14 protein-coding genes and 1 pseudogene are annotated in these 15,837 nt (G+C 26.1%); 2 read left to right on the top strand and 13 right to left on the bottom strand.

Annotated elements, in window-relative coordinates; all coding sequences use genetic code 11:
- Positions 1-2: 2 nt before the first annotated feature.
- The 10 genes and pseudogenes from INR60_RS05285 to INR60_RS05240 form a co-directional block, all read right to left on the bottom strand.
- Positions 3-3,215 carry a DEAD/DEAH box helicase gene (locus INR60_RS05285; RefSeq protein WP_194190433.1) on the bottom strand — a complete coding sequence of 1,071 codons (3,213 nt, stop codon included), beginning with the start codon at positions 3,213-3,215 and terminating at the stop codon, positions 3-5.
- Positions 3,216-3,298: 83 nt separating this feature from the next.
- Positions 3,299-4,636 (bottom strand): tRNA (N6-isopentenyl adenosine(37)-C2)-methylthiotransferase MiaB, encoded by a 1,338-nt coding sequence (miaB, locus tag INR60_RS05280; protein WP_194190432.1) that lies wholly within the window; start codon positions 4,634-4,636, stop codon positions 3,299-3,301.
- 66 nt (positions 4,637-4,702) lie between these two features.
- Positions 4,703-5,410: a GNAT family N-acetyltransferase gene (locus INR60_RS05275; RefSeq protein ID WP_194190431.1), complete on the bottom strand. Its 708-nt coding sequence runs from the start codon at positions 5,408-5,410 to the stop codon at positions 4,703-4,705.
- Positions 5,411-5,604: 194 nt separating this feature from the next.
- Positions 5,605-7,499, bottom strand: a pseudogene (locus tag INR60_RS05270) (bifunctional 4-hydroxy-3-methylbut-2-enyl diphosphate reductase/30S ribosomal protein S1).
- Between the two features lie 15 nt (positions 7,500-7,514).
- The gene (gene cmk, locus INR60_RS05265) at positions 7,515-8,174 is read right to left on the bottom strand and encodes a (d)CMP kinase (protein WP_194190430.1); all 660 of its coding nucleotides are present in this window, start codon (positions 8,172-8,174) and stop codon (positions 7,515-7,517) included.
- Positions 8,175-8,249: 75 nt separating this feature from the next.
- Positions 8,250-9,461 (bottom strand): BaiN/RdsA family NAD(P)/FAD-dependent oxidoreductase, encoded by a 1,212-nt coding sequence (locus tag INR60_RS05260; protein WP_194190429.1) that lies wholly within the window; start codon positions 9,459-9,461, stop codon positions 8,250-8,252.
- Between the two features lie 52 nt (positions 9,462-9,513).
- Positions 9,514-10,413 carry a MurR/RpiR family transcriptional regulator gene (locus tag INR60_RS05255; protein ID WP_194190428.1) on the bottom strand — a complete coding sequence of 300 codons (900 nt, stop codon included), beginning with the start codon at positions 10,411-10,413 and terminating at the stop codon, positions 9,514-9,516.
- A 100-nt stretch (positions 10,414-10,513) separates the two neighbouring features.
- Entirely contained in the window at positions 10,514-11,074 is a 561-nt protein-coding gene (gene mnmM, locus INR60_RS05250) for a tRNA 5-(aminomethyl)-2-thiouridylate-methyltransferase MnmM (protein WP_194190427.1), read from the bottom strand.
- A 14-nt stretch (positions 11,075-11,088) separates the two neighbouring features.
- Positions 11,089-11,799, bottom strand: a complete 711-nt coding sequence (locus tag INR60_RS05245; RefSeq protein ID WP_194190426.1) for a pseudouridine synthase — start codon at positions 11,797-11,799, stop codon at positions 11,089-11,091.
- 97 nt (positions 11,800-11,896) lie between these two features.
- On the bottom strand, positions 11,897-12,088 hold the full coding sequence (locus INR60_RS05240; RefSeq protein WP_194190987.1) for a hypothetical protein: 192 nt from the start codon (positions 12,086-12,088) through the stop codon (positions 11,897-11,899).
- An 86-nt stretch (positions 12,089-12,174) separates the two neighbouring features.
- Here INR60_RS05240 and INR60_RS05235 point away from each other — a divergent pair, with 86 nt between their 5' ends.
- The gene (locus tag INR60_RS05235) at positions 12,175-12,564 is read left to right on the top strand and encodes a PadR family transcriptional regulator (protein ID WP_194190425.1); all 390 of its coding nucleotides are present in this window, start codon (positions 12,175-12,177) and stop codon (positions 12,562-12,564) included.
- Positions 12,565-12,574: 10 nt separating this feature from the next.
- Here the strand turns inward: INR60_RS05235 and INR60_RS05230 are convergent, their stop codons facing one another.
- Positions 12,575-13,198: a hypothetical protein gene (locus INR60_RS05230; RefSeq protein ID WP_194190424.1), complete on the bottom strand. Its 624-nt coding sequence runs from the start codon at positions 13,196-13,198 to the stop codon at positions 12,575-12,577.
- Between the two features lie 132 nt (positions 13,199-13,330).
- Here INR60_RS05230 and INR60_RS05225 point away from each other — a divergent pair, with 132 nt between their 5' ends.
- Positions 13,331-13,756 (top strand): divergent PAP2 family protein, encoded by a 426-nt coding sequence (locus tag INR60_RS05225; protein ID WP_194190423.1) that lies wholly within the window; start codon positions 13,331-13,333, stop codon positions 13,754-13,756.
- A gap of 15 nt (positions 13,757-13,771) precedes the next feature.
- Here INR60_RS05225 and INR60_RS05220 read toward each other — a convergent pair whose 3' ends face one another.
- Together INR60_RS05220 and INR60_RS05215 are read right to left on the bottom strand one after the other, a co-directional pair.
- Entirely contained in the window at positions 13,772-14,806 is a 1,035-nt protein-coding gene (locus tag INR60_RS05220) for a 3'-5' exonuclease (protein WP_194190422.1), read from the bottom strand.
- 70 nt (positions 14,807-14,876) lie between these two features.
- A complete protein-coding gene (locus tag INR60_RS05215; protein ID WP_194190421.1) occupies positions 14,877-15,806 on the bottom strand; it encodes a hypothetical protein in 930 nt (309 codons plus the stop codon).
- Between the last annotated feature and the right edge of the window lie 31 nt (positions 15,807-15,837).

Genomic DNA, 15,837 nt, shown 5'->3' with positions numbered 1-15,837 from the left:
TCTTAGCCTTCAAACATTTTAAGAAAATCTTCATTAGATAAACTTGATAGATATTCATTTGATAAATTGCCATTTTCTAAAATACTTTTAATAAGCATATTTTTTTGATTCTGTAAATTAAGAACTTTTTCTTCTATAGTATCTTTAGAGACAATTTTTATTATTTCAACTGGTTCTTTTTGGCCAAACCTATGTGCTCTATCGTTCGCTTGATTCTCAACAGAAGGATTCCACCAAGGGTCTAAGTGAATAACAACATTCGCAGATGTTAAGTTTAGTCCAGTTCCGCCTGCCTTTAAAGATATTAGAAAAACGTTACATTTAGATTCTGAATTAAAAGAATTCACTAATTCAATTCTATCTGAAGCTTTAGTTTTACCATCTAAATAGAAGAAATTAATAGATTTCTTTTGAAGAAGGTTTGAAAATTCTTTTAATGCTGTTGTAAATTGAGAAAATACAAGTATCTTTTTATTATTTTCTATTGATTTAATTATTAAGTCATAAGCAGCTCTAAATTTTGCACTATCAGAAGTGTAACTATTTATTGTAAGCTTAGGACTAATTGATATCTGTCTTAATTTAGTTAAATAAGATAACATTTTTATCTTATTTTTACCAAATGTATCTTCTTTCATTTCTTTTTTAATTATACTTGTAACATACTTACTATAAGATAGATATATTTTTTCTTGTTCTTTAGTCATCTTAACTGTTAAGGTTTTTTCAATTTTAGGTGGAAGATCTTTTAATACTTCGTTTTTAGTTCGCCTTAGTATAAAAGGTGTAATTAAATTGTTTAATTCATCTTTTATACATTCATCCTCATTTAAGTTTCTGTTATATTTAACATTAAAATCTTCTTTACTGAAAAGGTAGCCTGGTAATATAAAATCAAATATTGACCACAAATCCAGTAAGTTATTTTCTATTGGTGTTCCAGTTAACGCAAACTTACAGTTAGCATTAAGTGATTTACATGTTCTTGCAGTTAATGATGATGGATTTTTAATATATTGAGCTTCATCAAGAACTAATAAATCAAATTCTAAATTTTCATAGAGATCTTTATCTAACCTTAGAGAGTTATATGAAGTTATTATAACCTCATTACTTTTGATATTTTTAATTAAATCACACCTTTCAGATTTAGAACCTGCTATGACTTTGTAATTTAAGTTTGGTGCAAATTTAATTATTTCATTTTGCCAATTATATATTAATGATGTAGGTGATACAATCAACGTTTTAATTGGCCTTTTTAGAATCAATAAAGCAATAATCTGTAATGTCTTTCCAAGCCCCATTTCATCTGCTAAGATTCCCCCAAGTTTTAAATTATATTTCTCTATTAACCATTTAACACCAAAAATCTGATATTCCCTTAAGGTAGCATTGATTGATTCAAAATTTAGTTCATTATCACAGTTCGGTTTGTTTTTATAAAATGAAAGAAACTCTTTTGAATTTGTATTTGTAAAAGTATTTAATTTATTTTTTATAAAGTAACCATAACTAGAAGGGACTTCTATCTTGTTTTTATTAATATCATCTTTAAATGGAGTTACTGCGTTTAAAAAGCATATTAATTCCTTTATCTCAATTTCTTCTAAATCTATGAACTCTCCTGAATTTAACTTATAGAATTTATTATGGTTTATAATAGATTCTATAATGCTTTTATACTCAACTTCGTCTATATCTTTAAATTCATATTTCATTTCTATATAATCTTGTCTTCCGTGCCCAACATTAATTTCAATTTTATCGTTTAAATTTAATAATGGCTTAAAATTATCAGTGTAGAATATTTCACCTAATCTTTGTAAATCGTTTATCTTATTTTTGAAAAAGTCATATTGCTCATATTCAGAATTAGTAAAAACAAAGTTATTATCTATTTTAGTAAAACCATAGCCTTCAATTTGGTCTACAATATGTCTAACACTATCAGGATGATTATAGATGTATTTACCTTTAATGTTTTCAAAAATATTAAATTCATAATTATCGTAACATACATTAATTTTTAAGACAGTGGTCGAACCGTCTCTATCAAAATAGAATTTATAAATTGGATTTCCAAATAAAATATTTTTTTTAACTGTATTATCTAAATGAAGGTATTTACTAAAACTCATAAGCTTTGGGATTAAATGCTTATATGCAGAATCTTTTTCACCTTTATTTATTATAATTTTTTTAGTTTCTGCTGCTAATTTAATAAATTTTTTAAGCATATTTATTTGATTTTGGCTAGGTAGATAAATATTGGATTTATATATAAAAACATTCGATCCTTCTAGAAGTTCTTCTGGTAATCCATCAATAAAGTCAATAGTTAATCCATTTTTATCTATAACATCTATAGGAAGAGGAATATCCCCTGAAATAACTTCGGAAATAATAACTCTTGAGTAAAACCCTTTGTTTAAATAAATATGTTCACCTACAAAAATCTTAAAAAATTGTTTTAATAGAAACTTTGGAATTCTTAGTTCTTTTCCGTTTACAAATTTTTCTTGGCTCTTTTTATAATTTCCAAGACTGTAATCATACTCTTGAAGCATTGAAATAAAATTTAAAATTTCTGTATCTTTATCATTGAAATAAAACAATTCATCTTGGAAAGTTAATCCTTTTCCAAATTTCATAGGAATGTTATTATATTTATTTAATAAAAATAAATTAATATCTCTCATAGAATACATTCCATTTACGTTATCTACTTCATTTCCAATTTTAAATTCAATTGAGATTTTATTTGACCATTCATCTTTATTTATGAAAGCTTCTAATTTTAATAGACTTTTAGAATCATCTATTAAAAAATCCATAATACAAGGTTTTCTTTTGTAGGAATTTTGATTATAAACTTCATCTTGTGTTGATATTGTATCTATGTTTTCTATAAATTTTAGCATCAAAGCATAAATATGTTTGCATACATAGTTATTTTTTTTTGATTTTTCAAAGTCTAAACAAGTGCACTTTGTACTTACGACCTTTAGAGCATTGTAGTCAATAACAAATTGTGCTTTATATGTATTAAATAGTTCTTCTGAGATAACGTTAGAATGTACTTCTACAGTAGTTTCTTCTTGATTTATATTAAGTTCTTCTACTAAATCATTTTTTAACACTCTTTTACCTGATACTTCACTTTTTATATAGCAACTATTGATAAATGCATTTATAATATTTTGTTTTAACATTTTATAAATCACTCTCCATTAATAAATAGAATAAATGATTTTGAAAAATCTTGCAAATAAAAAAAAAGATGCAAATGCATCTTTTATATTATTTCACCTATAAGTGAAAATGGTTGAGCCCTTAAAACTTTCACATTAACTAATTTTCCAACGAAAGATTCATCACCTATAAAATTAACTAGTTTACCAGTTCTTGTTCTGCCTGATAATTTAGTAGAATCATTTTTGCTAAATCCTTCAACTAATACTTCAACTACTTTATTTTCATATTTCTTATTTGCGTTTATTACACCTACATTTACAGCTTCAACTAATTTGTTAAACCTTTCGTGTTTAACGTCGTCTGGTATTTGATTTTCCATTTTATCAGCTGGAGTATGGTTTCTTCTTGAATAAATAAAAGTGAATGCAGAATCGTACCCAACCTCTTTAACTAAGCTTAATGTTTCGTTAAAGTCCTCATCAGTCTCGCCTGGGAATCCTACGATGATATCTGTTGATATAGCAACATCAGGAATTTCTGATTTTATCTTTTTAATTATATCTAAATATTGTTCTCTATCATAGTGCCTATTCATTTCTTTTAAAACTTTATTTGATCCACTTTGTACTGGTAAATGTATTTGTTCGCATAATTTGTCGCAATCTTTTATTGCTTCAACTACATCAAAATCTAAATCCTTTGGATGTGAAGTCATGAATCTAACTCTTTCTAATCCTTTAATTTCATTTATCATTCTTAATAAATCAGAGAATTTTATGTTTTCTTCAAGTCCCTTACCATACGAATTTACATTTTGACCTAAAAGTGTAATTTCTTTATATCCTTTTGATACTAACTCTTTTATTTCGTTAATTATATCTTCAGATTTCCTACTTCTTTCTCGGCCTCTTACATAAGGAACTACACAGTAAGTACAGAAATTATTACAACCATACATTATTGTAACAAAAGCTTTTAATGAGCTTTCTCTATCTACAGGAATACCTTCAATAATTTCAGTTTCTTTATCAAATATTTCTTTTATTTGAACGCCCTCAGATCTTACTCTATTTAAATATTCAGGGAATTTATATGAATTATGAGTTCCGAATATGATATTTACATAAGGGAATTTCTTAAGAATTTTATCAGCCATCCCTTTCTGTTGCATCATACATCCACAGATTCCTATTATAAGATTTTTATTTTTTTCTTTTAATTTCTTTAGTGCTCCTAAATTTCCAAAAACCTTATTTTCAGCATTTTCTCTAACGCAACAAGTATTGAATAGTATAATTGAAGCCTCTTCCTTTGATTCGGTTCTATAGTATCCTATTCTTTTAAGCATGCCAGATAATTTTTCTGAATCTTCTTCGTTCATTTGGCAGCCCCAAGTTTCTATATAATATTTTAAATCAGTATTTTGATTAGATTCCATTTGTTTTCCTCCATATATAAAATTACTTTTTGTATTATATCACAAATAATGTTAATAATAAAATAGTTAATCTATAATAAAGCAATTGACAAAGTCGCCAATATGCTTGAAATTTTTTTTATAATATAGATTTTGTGCAATTACATTTTCATAATCAACTTTTATATAAATTTCTGTTATTCCTTTTGATTTTGATATGTTTATGATATTATCAAGTAGAAATTCTCCATAACCTTTTTTTCTAAAATCTGATAAAACTCCTAAGTTTACTATCATATAATTTCCAAAAAAATTTATAACTTGTCCATACCCAATAGGATTATCATATAGATACAAGAAAAAATTAAGGTCATTTAAATAATATGATTCTTCATATTCAGATAGTATATCATTAACAGATAAAGGAATTCTACCTTCTTTTTTAAATACATCATTTTGTATAAAACATCTTAAAAATTCATCTTGTTTTTTATGATAGTCCCTAATTTTTAAAGCATGTTGTGTATCTATTCTCTCCAACTCATTCTTTAACAATAACTTTTTCATAAGCAAAGTTCTATTTGTGATAATAAAAGAATTATCATTTATAAATTCTTTATTATTATTATTTAAAAGACATGATAATTTGAAATTTTTAGATTTAAACATATTGAATTCTTTTAAAATAAACGACTCATCATATCTGCTAAAAAAAACATCAATAATTTCGATTAAATTGTCATCTTCTTTTTCAAAAACAATGTAACCTGAAATTGTTTGGTTTCTTTCTATCAAGAAAACATGTCTATGATTAATTATTTTGTTAAAAAAGTTATTTTCATTTTTGAAGTTAATAAATTTCGTAAAATTGTTTTTTTTACTATTAATTTTATATAAATTCAAAACCAAATTATAATTATCTTTATTTAATGAGACTAGCCTATACATAATTACCTCTTACTAAACAAATAACCCCTATAGGGGTTATTTTATACATCTTTAATACTTAAACTTATTCTTTTATTATTTTTATCAACTGTAAGAATTTTAGCTTTTATTTCCTGACCAACTGTTAATACATCAGACGGATGTTCTATTCTATTATGAGATATTTTCGAAATATGAACTAGCCCATCTACACCATCCTCTAATTCAATAAAAGCACCAAAATCGTTAATTCTAACAACCTTTCCAAGAACTATAGAATTTGTAGGATATTTAACTTCAATATTTTCCCAAGGTTTTGATGATAATTCCTTTAAAGATAAAGAAAGTTTTTTAGATGCTTTGTCAATATCAATGACTTTAACATTTATTATATCTCCAGATTTTAGGTAATCTTCTGCTTTTTTAACATGATTCCAAGAAATCTGTGATAAATGTATTAATCCGTCAATTCCATTTACATTTGCAAAAGCCCCGAATTTTGTGAACCTTTTAATTTCAGCAGGAACTATATCATTTACTTTAATACTATCCCAAGCCTTTTCTTGCTTTAATAAAAATTCTTGTTCTTTTAGTATACGACTAGAGGCAACCACTCTTGAAGGATTACTAATATCGAAGTCAATTATTTTAACTTCAATATGCTTATTTTTAAAGATAGTTGTATCATTTATAAATTTAGTATCAATTTGTGATAATGGAATAAAGATTCTAATACCTTTATAATAAGAAACCAAGCCGTTCTCTTTTGCCTCATCAACATTAAGTGTAATAGTTTCATTGCTTTTATAAATTTTATCTATTATTTTTAAAGCATTTTGTTTTTCATATTCTAAGATTGATAAAACAACATGATTATTTTGATCTTTTAATTTAATAACCTTTGCAGTTATTTTATCATTTAATTTATATTTATCTAAAAAACTAATATCATTTTTCTCAAATGTAATTTCATTAAAAGGTAAATATCCTTCATATTTATAATTAGGTATTGAAATAATAAGACTGTCTGGATTTTTTTTTACTATTTCACCTGTAATTTCTGTCCCAATTGATAAATCATTAAAACTATTATTAATAAATTCTAGTTGTTCATTTGACTCTCGCATATTTCTATAACCTCCCTAATTACCCAATCAGGAGTTGATGCTCCTGCGGTAATACCAACTTTTATATTATTGGCACTGTCTAAAAAGGATGTATTTAATTCTGAAGCATTTTCTATATGGATTGTTTTCGAACATAATTCATTAGCTATTTGAAATAATTTGGTCGTATTAGAACTGTTTTTTCCACCTATAACAATCATCAAATCAACATTTTTAGCTAATTCTTCAACGCTCTTTTGCCTTTCTTCAGTAGCAGAACATATAGTATTAAATGCTAGTAATTCCTTGGTTTTTACAGAAAGCTGTGATATCATTTTTTCCCAGTTTTTATTCTTTTCTGTAGTCTGAGATACAGCACAAACCTTTTTTGGAATATCAGAACCTAAATTTCCATCCTTATAGATAATAGCATTGTCATTGCACCAACCATTTATACCAACAACTTCTGGATGTTCCTTATCTCCAAGTATAATTATTTCATATCCTAAATTAGAATATTTCTGTACTTTTTTTTGTATATTTGTAACAAACGGGCAAGTTGCATCTACAATATTTAAATTTAAATCATTTAAATATTTAATTGTTTTTTCTGGAACACCATGTGATCTTATTATTATAGTATCTCCATTTTTTAATTTATTTACTTCAGTAATATCTATAGGATAGATTTTATTTTCTTTAAGAAATTCTACAACATCATTGTTATGTATAAGCGGTCCTAAAGTATAAATCTGTTTATTTTGCTTTAGTTGCTCTTCTATAGATGTATCTACTGCTCTTTTTACACCAAAACAAAAACCTGCATTGTCGGCTAAAATTATATTTTTCATAATATTCTCCTACACTTAATTGTTCTTCTTAGATTTAATAAAATCTATTATGTTTTGAGTAACTTCTTGAATGTTTAGTCCAGTTGTATCAATTTCTACTGCATCCGAAGCTTTTTTTAAAGGATCTACTGCTCTAGTGCTATCAATATGGTCTCTTCTTATTATGTCAGTTAATATTTCTTCATAAGAACAATCTATTCCTCTATCTGTTAATTCATCAAATCTTCTCTTGGCTCTTTCTTCAGGTGTAGCTGTTAAAAAGATTTTGTATGGAGAATCTTTTAATACAACAGTTCCAATATCTCGTCCATCCATTATTACATTGAATTTTTTTGACATTTCACTTTGCATTGTTACCAGTTTTTGTCTTACTTCCTGAATTGAGGCATAGGCTGAGACAGAAGCGCTTATTTCTGGCATTGTTAATTTATCTTGAATATTTACTCCATTTAAATATAAGTCATCATTTTCAAAATGCATCTCCATTGTATCAATAAGTTCACATAATGAACTAACATTTTCAGGAGATATTTTATTTTCTTTAGCTTTTAATGTTACTGCTCTATACATAGCTCCTGTATTTATGTACATTAAATCAAATTCCTTTGCTACTAATTGTGCTATTGTACTTTTACCGGCCCCTGCTGGACCATCTATTGCGACTGATAATTTCAAATCAATTCCACCTTCCTAAATTGTAAAACTTTATATAAATATTATATCTTCATATATTTATTCTAACAAGTATTATTATATATTGTTACCAGCAATATACCCTGTAGATAATGCTATTTGAACATTGTATCCTCCAGTAAAAGCATCTACATCAACTATTTCACCTGCGAATGATAAATTTTGTATTATCTTACTTTTCATTGTAGAAGGATCAATTTCTAATGTATCTACTCCACCTGAAGTTACAATTGCTTCAGCTAGAGGTCTCAAACCTTTAATACTAAATTCAAAATTTTTAATATTGTATAGTAGATTTTTTCTTTCAGATTTTGTTACCTCATTAACTAGCTTATTCTCATCTATACCACTTCTATTTATAATTAGTGGAATTAACTTCTTTGGAAGTAATTCATTTAATGAGTTTTTAAATTCCGAGTTTTTATATTTTAAGAAATCTTTTTGAATTCTTTTGTCTAGTTCAGATTGATCTAATGCAGGCTTCAAATCTATATTTAAATTTAGATTTTTATCATTAACATATCTGCTTCCGCTTAATATTAAAGGACCAGTTACACCAAAAGGAGTAAATTTAATTTCACCAAAACTTGAATATAAGATTTTATTTTTATTTTTAATCTCAATTTGTATATTTCTAAGAGAAAGACCTGCTAATTCAGAAAAATCACATCCATTTAATTCTAGCGGAACCAAAGATGGTGTTAGTGGGATTATGTTATGCCCTAACATTTTTGCGAATCGTTGGCCATCTCCCGTAGAACCGGTTAATGGATATGATGCTCCTCCAGTGCAAAATATAAAATGATCACCTTTTATAGAGGATGAATTATTTACAGAAACTGATTCTATTACATTTTTCGAAACATTAATACCTGTTACTTCTGAATTAAAGATAATTTTGATATTTTGTTCTTTTAATGCTTTTTCAAATCCTTTTATAATATCTGACGATTTATCAGAATTAGGGAAAATCCTCCCCCCCCTCTCAACTTTTAACTTAACTCCATTTTTTTCAAAGAACTCTATTGTCCTTTGGTTATCAAAAGTGTAAAGTGAACTATATAAAAAATGAGGATTACCAGGAATATAATCAAAAAACTCTGAAATATCTTTATTATTTGTAACATTACACCTACCTTTTCCTGTTATAAACAGTTTTTTACCAAGTTTATTATTTTTTTCTAGTAAAATAACTTTATTGCTTTTACTACTCTCTATTGCAGCCATCATACCAGCAGGTCCAGCGCCAATTACAACTACTGTTTTCAAAAAATCAACTCCTTAAAATTAAACATTAGAAAAAGCAATCATTTAAGATTGCTTAATCATTTAAATCACCTATTGTTTTATTATTTATCTGATAAACGTTATAGTCTTGCCAAATTTCTTCAAGGGAATCAAATGTTTTAGCTATGTTCTCCTTTTCTCTCATGCCAACAGAAATAATAAGTGCATTTACTAATGAAAGTGGAGCGACTAATGAATCAACAAAAGAAGCCATATTACTTTGTGCTATAAGTGCTAAATCTGCCTGTGCTGCAAGAGGAGAAATTAAAGAATCGGTTATAGCAATAACTTTAGCACCCCTAGTTTTACTAAAATCAAGTGCAGCAATTGTTTTAGATGCATATCTTGGAAAACCAATTCCTATTACTAAATCTCCTTCTTTAACGTTTATTAATTGTTCAAAAATATCTGAAATTCCATAACTTACAGTTCTAACATTCTTTAAAATTATATTTAAATAAAAACCTAAAAATTCTGCTACTGCAGTAGAGCTTCTTAAACCGAGAATATAAATATTATTTGCTTTGAAAATTTCATTTACTACTTGTTCAAAAATTTTAGGGTTTATTTTTTCAAGCGTAGATCTTATATTTTCCATATCAGATTTTAAAACGCCTTTTAACGCATCTGCATCAGATACATAATCATTTGATAATTCTAGTCTTTGAACAGTCGTAAGTTTATTTTTTATTAACTCTTGTAAAGCCTTTTGTAGTTTAGGGTATCCACTAAAACCAAGTTCATTAGCAAATCTTACTACCGTGGATTCTGAAACGCCTACGGCTACACCAAGTTTTGCGGCTGTCATAAATGCTGCTTTATCATAATCATTTAAAATATATTCAGCAATTAATTTTTGTCCTTTACTAAGCTTTTGAAATCTTGTTTGAATTAATCTCATTAAGTCTCTATTATCATTAAAATCATTATCCATATCATCCTACCCACTTTTCAATAATTATGTACTATAATTTTATCATCATATGAAATTTAATTCAACAATATAATTCATTATAGATTCTTTTATAATTTGTTTATTCTTTCATATTAGCGTGATTTTTTTCTATTATAACTAAGTATGGAGCTGAACTACTCCTGTTTGCAAATTTATGAACCATAACTCCAAATTCATTTTTGGGAAGTGTTTCAATTAAGTCTGAAATGCAAGATGATTCTATTTTACCTTCATTATGTCCAGGATAAACACATATAGCAATAAAACCACCGTTATTTAAAATTTCCAATCCTGATTTTATACTTTTTATAGTACTTAAATGATTAGTTGTAATATCCTTGTTTGCACCTGGTAAAAAACCTAAATTATACATTATTAAGTCTACAGGCTTATCAATATATAGTTTAAAATTTTCATGGCTATCGTTTATTACATTAACATTTGAAATATTTTTATTAGAATAGTTTTGACATGCAATTTTCTGTATATCAAAGCTATAAACTACACCAAAGTGATTTACTAAAAAATCAGTATCGTGACCATTTCCAAGTGTTGCATCAATGGCTACATCAAATGAATCAAGGTAATTTAATACTATATTATGTGCTATTTTACTTATATCTCCAACGTATCTATACATATATATTGCCCCTTTTAAAGTGTATTGATATAATCTATTTCACTTTTATTTAACTCTCTATATTCTGAAGGCTTTAAACTTCCTAGTTTAATATTCCCTATAGCTACTCTTTTTAAGCTTATAACATCATGATTTAAAGCAGAACACATTCTTCTTATCTGTCTATTTTTCCCTTCATGAATTATTATTTCTACGACAGACTCTTTGCTACTTTGTTTAATCACTTTTATTTTTGATTTTGCAGTTATATATCCACCTATGTCTACTCCATTTTCAAAATTTGAAATATCTTCCTTAGTGAAAGTTCCAGATACTTTTGCTATATATACCTTATTCACTTCAACTCTAGGATGAATGATTTTATTATAAAATTCGCCATCATTTGTTAATAATAACAAACCAGAACTGTCATAATCTAGACGACCTACAGGATAAACTCTCTCATTAACATCTACTATATCTAAAACTGTTTTTCTATTTTTTTCATCTTTTACCGATGTAATAATCCCAACTGGTTTGTTTAAAATTATATATCTTTTAAATTCCTCTTTATTTATTAATATTCCATCTAAAAAAACTTTATCAATATCAGTATCTATCTTAGAACCAAGTTCAGTTACTAATTTATCATTTACAGTAACTCTTCCGGATAAAATAATTTCTTCACATTTTCTTCTAGATGCAACTCCGCAACTAGCCATATATTTTTGTAATCTTTCTTTCATAATTTCCTCCAGTACAATATTCAATATGATTATATCTTTAGTTAAAAATTTTTACAAGTTAAATAAGGATGTGACAATTGTCACATCCTTATTTATACTAATACCTACAAAAACTATTTAATAAAAGCAACCATATTAAAGGATTATTACCAAATCCAAATCCACAACCGTATCCATTATTTCCAAAACCACAGCTATTAAAGCCACCGTTACAAAATGAACTATTTGAGTAAGGATTACAATTATTATTTGGATAGTTGTTACAACATCTCATACAAGATCTTGACACGTGAATCAACTCCTCTTCTTTAGATACTTCATAATATTCAGAAGATAGAGTATATGTGTTATAATTGTTATAAAAGGAGTGAAAACATGGAAAAAAGAAGTAGAATTGTTGCCCCTAGAAATGTTGTGAATGTAAAGATGATGTACAAACTTTACATATTAAAGGAACTAGCCAATAATAATATGGTTTTTGGAAATAAAATACTTATGGATTTCAAGGAAAATTTTAAAGATATAGAGGTGCCCTTTCCTATATCATCTAGTACTATATATGAAAGTTTATATGAACTTGAAAAAAATGGTTACGTATTTTCAAAATGGACTGGTGATGAATTTTTAAATAAACGTAGTAAAAAAATATATTCAATAACAGATTCAGGAATAAGTTATTTAAAAAATCATATTAGTGATTATGTTTATAATATAGAAAAAACTAAAATTTCTCTAGATAAAATTAAAATGATGCTATTAAAATAAAAGATAATAATTATTTATTATCTTTTATTTTAGATAATTTACATAAATTATCTAGTTTACTTAGTATTTCTTTATAACCTTGTTTTATGTATTCATTATTAATCAGTTCCTCGTAACTTATACTGTTTACATCAAGTTTTAATATTTCCTCATAATTTAATCCATATAATTTTTTAATAACGGCTTTATATTCACTTATAAAACTATCTTCATTTGTATAATAATTTTTCATTAATATTTTATTGTTTACAGTCTCTATTAATCCATAAAACTGATAAATATAGCTTAATTCTCTTATGTTAAAATAATCACAAAGTAAAGAGATTGAAAAACTATAGTTTTTATTTATTGGAAAAATAAAAATATTATCTTTTTTATTTTTACATTCTAGAAACCTTATGCTTTGAAATACAGCTGTACAAACGTCAAGTTTAATTGAATTTGCAGTTGAGCAAATCTCTTTGGTCTTATATAGAGTCTCAAATTCCTGTTTTTCTTTTAAAAGAACGTGCTCTTCCTCAATTTGTATTTTATGAATTTTATTATTTATTACCCAACTACACCATGCACCTAGTGCAGAACCAGAAATTATTGAGATTGCAGATATTATTGAAGTTATTACTGGAATCGGCAAGATCATCACTCCTAAAATAGTATTTTTATTTATTATTTCATCTCTTATAAATAAAAATTCATATTTATTAAATGAAAAATATATAATTATATGTTATCGTAATATTATAAAACTATAGTTGGAGGCATAAATATGAATTTTAACAAATTGATTGAGTTAAGTTTATTTGCATTAATTCTAGCTCAATTACTAAAAGTTCCATTTGGTTTCTTTATTAATAAAGAACTGAGGTTAAGCATAATTTTTGAAACTGGGGGAATGCCTAGTTCACATTCAGCATATATTACATCTTTAGCAATAGGAATTGGGAGAACGGAAGGTTTTAAATCACCTATCTTTGCACTTGCTTTTGTAATAGCATCAATAGTTATGTATGATGCTATGGGAGTTAGAAGAGCTGCTGGGCAGCATGCAAAATTTTTGAATATATTAATGTCTTCTCAAAATAAAATAGACCTATCAAACGTAAAGTTGAAAGAGATACTAGGACATACTCCTGTTGAAGTATTAGGGGGATTACTATTAGGTTTATTAATTGGATTTATATATCCACTATAAAAAATACATCGTAACCTAGAAGAGGCTACGATGTATTTTTTTATATATTATTGATAGATTAATTGCATCATTTAAAGCATTATGTTCATTTCCTATGAAATCCAGTTTAAAATATTTCAAAGCATTTTTTATTGACAGTAACTCCTCTTGCCTTAATATATCTTTACAAAATATTTCCTGAAAGTCGTAGTTGTTAGTCAAAATTTCCAAAACAATTTTGCTTTTAGATAAATTTCGTTTATAGTCGTTATTTAAGACTTTCAAATCATTACCTCCCCAAAAGCAAAAAACTTTGCTTGAGTTATTAGCCCATTTTAAAAATTCATTGAAAACGCAATTAAAATCATTTGACTTATCAATTTCCTTTTGTAATAAACCAGTTATTTCAATGCATTTTTCAGATAATTCAGAAACTCCATTTGGCTTTATTGTTCTATAGAACTCATCCTTGATTTCTCCTAAAATATTGGTTTTTACCGCTCCAATACTTATAATTTCAACACTACTAAAATCTGAAAGACAATTCATCTCGAAGTCAAAAAAAATTATATCTTGTTTATTTATTAAATCTTTTTTTAAATCTGTTAGTAAACTCTTTCTTCTAATAAACTTTGAATACTCTTTTGCTTTTTTTTCTGATTTAATGAATAAATTTAGGTTTGGCTTTTTAGTTCTATATATAAATTTTAATGTATTTATTGAGTATAAAAAGTATACCCTCTCCAACTTATTGATTAAGAAGTTTAATGAATCTTCACTGAATTTTTTATTTAATAAATCACTCTTGAGTTTATCTACAATTTGACTACAATCCACACCGATTTCTATACTTGTGTCTTTAGGCAAATAACCTAAATCTTTTAATGCTAATATATTCCTCAAAATATAATATACAGACTGCTTATGTGCAATATATAAATCAATATCTTTAATTCTTTTTTTTGCTTTAATCAAAACTTTTTTGCTGTTTTTTTCAATAATCAAATAATCTAATTTGTAAACGAGATTGAATTTTCTTAGTGAATAATAAGCTACTATATCTTTGTTCATAAAAAGCTTCCTTTTCTTTAATATAATTATACTGGTTAATTGTATCACTTATAGCATAATTTATCTATTTTTAAATATAAATACTTAAAGGTTTAACTTGAAGAGGATTATCTTCTATTTTAAACCTGGGTGGATTTGGGACTTTTATTCCTATCTTTTTTAGATTTTCTATCACGGGTAAACATATGTTTATCATATTTTCGTAAAAATCCTGATTTCCAGTTTTCCTAAGCATATGGATTGAATTATTATTGTTATTACAATTTTGAAGCACTTTCCCAACAAATGTACAATCACAATTTAGTGCATCATACTTATGTGATTGTTGGTTTAAAAAACAATTTTCAATCGATGTCATTACTAAATCATTATTTTTACATTTAGCCATTATATCAATAGTTCCTTGAGATGATAATTTATCGTAGATGTCTAAAAAAATATTTAAAACAGATTCAAAATTAATTAATGATTCCTTTTTTATGAGCGTATTTAACTTCTCAAAACCTATAGATTTAATTATAGAAATAATATTACTTAAATAATCTAAAATTGACTCAGGTAAAATGCACGCACTACATGTTACTATTTGCCCAGATGTAATAACATTAGTATTTGTATTTGAAAAGTTACTTAGCAAACTCTTCTTGTTTAATGCTGTAATTAGATGATTATGTAGCATAAAACTTGTATATATTCTTTTTGTTTCTTCTTCAATTCTTTGAGTTCCACGATTTTCTATACAACTTTCTCTTTCCTTACCAACTGTAAAATTATATACATCTGAATACATTTTATCTCTATATCCTTCTCTTTTGTTTTTAGTTACTCTATCTTCATAAAAGTTTAAATATCGCTCAGTGTATCTGTACCTTCCAGATAAAGAAATATCATAAATACGCTTAAAGGTTTGTATTTCGATGTATCCATCAAGATAAAGAGAAGCCATATTTTTAATAAGTGATTCATCTAAATAAAGAAGTATATTACTATCAGATAACATTTCTCCTCCTAAAAAATTATTCTTTTAAATA

It is taken from the genome of Clostridium chrysemydis, from assembly GCF_015234215.1.
GTDB classification, from domain to species: Bacteria; Bacillota; Clostridia; order Clostridiales; family Clostridiaceae; genus Clostridium; species Clostridium chrysemydis.
Note: the sequence above shows the minus strand (reverse complement) of the source record. Positions and strands in the feature narration are given on the sequence as shown.

Bases quoted from the DNA above. Each gene is read 5' to 3' on its own strand.
- INR60_RS05220 (WP_194190422.1), bottom strand. From the start codon at position 14,806: ATGAACAAAGATATAGTAGCTTATTATTCACTAAGAAAATTCAATCTC.
- INR60_RS05215 (WP_194190421.1), bottom strand. From the start codon at position 15,806: ATGTTATCTGATAGTAATATACTTCTTTATTTAGATGAATCACTTATT.
- mnmM (WP_194190427.1), bottom strand. From the start codon at position 11,074: ATGTATAGATACGTTGGAGATATAAGTAAAATAGCACATAATATAGTA.
- INR60_RS05225 (WP_194190423.1), top strand. From the start codon at position 13,331: ATGAATTTTAACAAATTGATTGAGTTAAGTTTATTTGCATTAATTCTA.
- INR60_RS05285 (WP_194190433.1), bottom strand. From the start codon at position 3,215: ATGTTAAAACAAAATATTATAAATGCATTTATCAATAGTTGCTATATA.
- miaB (WP_194190432.1), bottom strand. From the start codon at position 4,636: ATGGAATCTAATCAAAATACTGATTTAAAATATTATATAGAAACTTGG.
- INR60_RS05235 (WP_194190425.1), top strand. From the start codon at position 12,175: ATGGAAAAAAGAAGTAGAATTGTTGCCCCTAGAAATGTTGTGAATGTA.
- INR60_RS05245 (WP_194190426.1), bottom strand. From the start codon at position 11,799: ATGAAAGAAAGATTACAAAAATATATGGCTAGTTGCGGAGTTGCATCT.
- INR60_RS05255 (WP_194190428.1), bottom strand. From the start codon at position 10,413: ATGGATAATGATTTTAATGATAATAGAGACTTAATGAGATTAATTCAA.